The following is a 2,959-nucleotide window of genomic DNA, read 5'->3' on the forward strand; positions in this document are numbered from 1 at the left end:
AAAGACAAGCCTCGATATTTAATGGGTGTTGGTACACCAATAAATTTATTAGAAAATATTGCTCTTGGAATTGACATGTTCGATTGCGTTATGCCAACTCGAAATGGCAGAAATGGCATGTTGTTTACATATGATGGGATAATCAATATAAAGAATGCCAAATGGAAGAATGATCACTCTGACATAGATACTGCAGCAATAACGTACGTAGATACGACTTACAGTAAAGCGTATTTATATCATTTAATTAACTCAAGAGAAATGCTAGGCGCTCAAATAGCATCTATCCATAATCTTGGTTTTTATACAGATCTACTAAAAAAAGCCAAAGAGAATATTGAAAATGGCACGTTCGTTACGTGGAAAAACAAAATGGTTAAAGTTTTAGGAACCCGATTATAAGAAGTGAAAAAACTAGATATTTTCATAATTAAGAATTACCTGAGCACATTTGTATTCAGCGTGGTTCTTTTTATATCTATTGTTATCGTCTTTGATATTTCAGAAAAGATTGATGATTTCTTAGACAAGGAAGTTCCTTTGACCAAAATATTCACAGAGTACTACCTCAATTTTATACCATATTTCATAAACCTTCTTTCCCCCCTAATAACGTTTATAGCAGTAATATTCTTCACTTCTAAAATGGCCTCTAATACAGAGTTTATTGCCATTATGAGTGGTGGCATTAGTTATAACAGAATACTTGTTCCCTATTTTATTAGCTCTGCAATACTTTGTTTGTTTACATATTACTTATCAGGGTATGTGATTCCTCCAGCGAATAAAGTTAGGATCGAGTTCGAGAATAAGTATATGAAGGCCCCAAGGCATGGCCAGTCTTTAAGGAACCATAAGAGAATAGAATCTGACACTTATGTTTATATAGCCCATTATAATGCCCAAACGAACACAGGGAATAACTTTTCGATCGAACGCTTCGACGAACACAAATTAATATCCAAGACAATCGCAAAGACAATTAAGTGGGATAGTACAAACCAAGCCTGGTCGATGACAAATTGGCTCACACGAGACCTTAAAGAAGATTTTGAAATAATCACTCAAGGGAAAAAAAAGGACACAATAATTAATCTTCACCCTAAAGAATTTAAAAGAAGAATTACGGACATGGCCTTTATGACAAATACTGAACTAGCAGAATTTATTGAGCTAGAGAAAGAAAGAGGTGGAGACAGAATAGAATTTTATATTGTAGAGCAATATAAACGAGGTGCATTCCCTTTTTCAACTATGATATTAACCCTGATAGGAGTTTCTCTGGCCAGTAGAAAATCGAGAGGCGGTATTGGACTACATATAGGAATAGGACTAGGAATCAGCTTTATATACATCCTATTAATGCAAATTTCAACCACTTTTGCTACCTATAGCAATGTGACTCCTTTATTGGCAGTATGGATTCCTAATATTATTTTTCTCTCTGTTGGAATTGCTCTCTATAGCAGAGCGCAGAAATAATTATTCTGACTCCCATACAAATTCATTTCTGAATTTAGCTTTATCCAAATTTATCTTTTTATCAAAGATCCCATAAATAGAAGAACCTGTTCCACTCATAGATGCATATAAAGCACCTAGATCGTACAACTCATTTTTATAATCTAACAGAATAGGATGCATGCTAAAAGCACCTTCTTCAAAATCATTGGTTATGGTTGATTTCCATTTATCAATCCTTTCTATACTTAGTTCATTCATACTTCTATTACTATTCAGTTTCTCAAAAGCTACTTTGGTACTAATATGAATATCCGGACAAATAAGAACAAAATAATAGCTATCCAGGTCAATTGAAGTATCCGATAATTTTTCACCTTGACCAGCCCCAATTGCAGGAATAGAATCAATAAAAAAGGGACAATCACTTCCTAATTTCAATGCGTAGTCTTGAAGTTTTTCAGTTGGAATGTTTAATTCGAATATTTCATTCAACACTTTAATTGTATAAGCCCCATCCGAAGATCCTCCTCCTACTCCTGCTCCCATTGGAATTACCTTATATAAATAAATTTCTACAGGACCAAGATTAAAATCATTTTTCAAAAGGGTGTAAGCCCTCACACACAGGTTTGAATCCAGATTGCCCTTAATCTCCAAGCCTGAAGAGCTAAACTTAAATTGATTCGATTTTTTAATTTCAAGAATATCACGTAATCCAATAGGATAAAACAGTGTTGACAGGTTGTGAAACCCGTCATCTCGTCTCTTTAAAACATTAAGACCTATGTTAATCTTAGAAATAGGATAAACTATCATTATAGAATTTGGTTGATTTTTCCATTCTGAGCTCTAAAATTATAACTTTGTGCATTAAAGGGAAACAGAACTGAATAAATATGGCAACATTAATTGAAATAGAGAAACCTCTTCAAAATCTTTTGGACCAACTGGAGAAAGCAGAACAGATTCAAAAAGAAAGTGATGTAGACGTTACTAAAACAATCAATGATCTAGAGAAAAAGATTAAAGAGAAAAGAAAAGACATCTTTAAAAACCTTACAGCCTGGGGAAGAGTTCAATTATCCAGACACCCCGACAGACCGTACACACTAGCCTATATTGACGCTATAACCGACGGCGACTTTATTGAATTACATGGAGACCGAACCGTAAAAGATGATAAAGCAATGGTTGGCGGTATTGGGAGTATTGATGGTCAATCTGTAATGTTTATTGGTCAACAAAAAGGAATTAATACTAAGATGCGTCAGTATCGAAACTTCGGAATGGCGAATCCCGAAGGATATCGTAAAGCATTACGATTAATGAAAATGGCTGAAAAGTTCAACATGCCTATTATATCTCTAATCGACACACCTGGTGCATTCCCTGGCGTTGAGGCAGAAGAAAGAGGGCAAGGTGAAGCAATCGCTAAAAACCTTATGGAAATGGCTCAGTTAGAAGTCCCTATTATTTGTATTATAATTGGGGAAGG

General features: G+C 34.6%; 4 protein-coding genes. 3 read left to right on the forward strand and 1 reads right to left on the reverse strand.

Annotated features, from left to right (window positions below; all coding sequences use genetic code 11):
• Both HRT72_05880 and HRT72_05885 read left to right on the forward strand, forming a co-directional pair.
• The coding region (locus HRT72_05880) for a tRNA-guanine transglycosylase (protein NQY67235.1) at positions 1 to 402 on the forward strand (402 nt) is incomplete at its 5' end.
• 3 nt (positions 403 to 405) lie between these two features.
• Positions 406 to 1,482, forward strand: coding sequence for a YjgP/YjgQ family permease (locus HRT72_05885; GenBank protein ID NQY67236.1), 1,077 nt, complete (start codon positions 406 to 408; stop codon positions 1,480 to 1,482).
• Here the strand turns inward: HRT72_05885 and HRT72_05890 are convergent, their stop codons facing one another.
• On the reverse strand, positions 1,483 to 2,280 hold the full coding sequence (locus HRT72_05890) for a 4-(cytidine 5'-diphospho)-2-C-methyl-D-erythritol kinase (GenBank protein ID NQY67237.1): 798 nt from the start codon (positions 2,278 to 2,280) through the stop codon (positions 1,483 to 1,485).
• Between the two features lie 80 nt (positions 2,281 to 2,360).
• Between HRT72_05890 and HRT72_05895 the strand changes: the two genes are divergently transcribed.
• On the forward strand, positions 2,361 to 2,959 hold a 599-nt coding region (locus tag HRT72_05895), incomplete at its 3' end, for an acetyl-CoA carboxylase carboxyl transferase subunit alpha (GenBank protein ID NQY67238.1).

This window comes from Flavobacteriales bacterium (genome assembly GCA_013214975.1).
Taxonomy (GTDB): Bacteria; Bacteroidota; Bacteroidia; order DT-38; family DT-38; genus DT-38.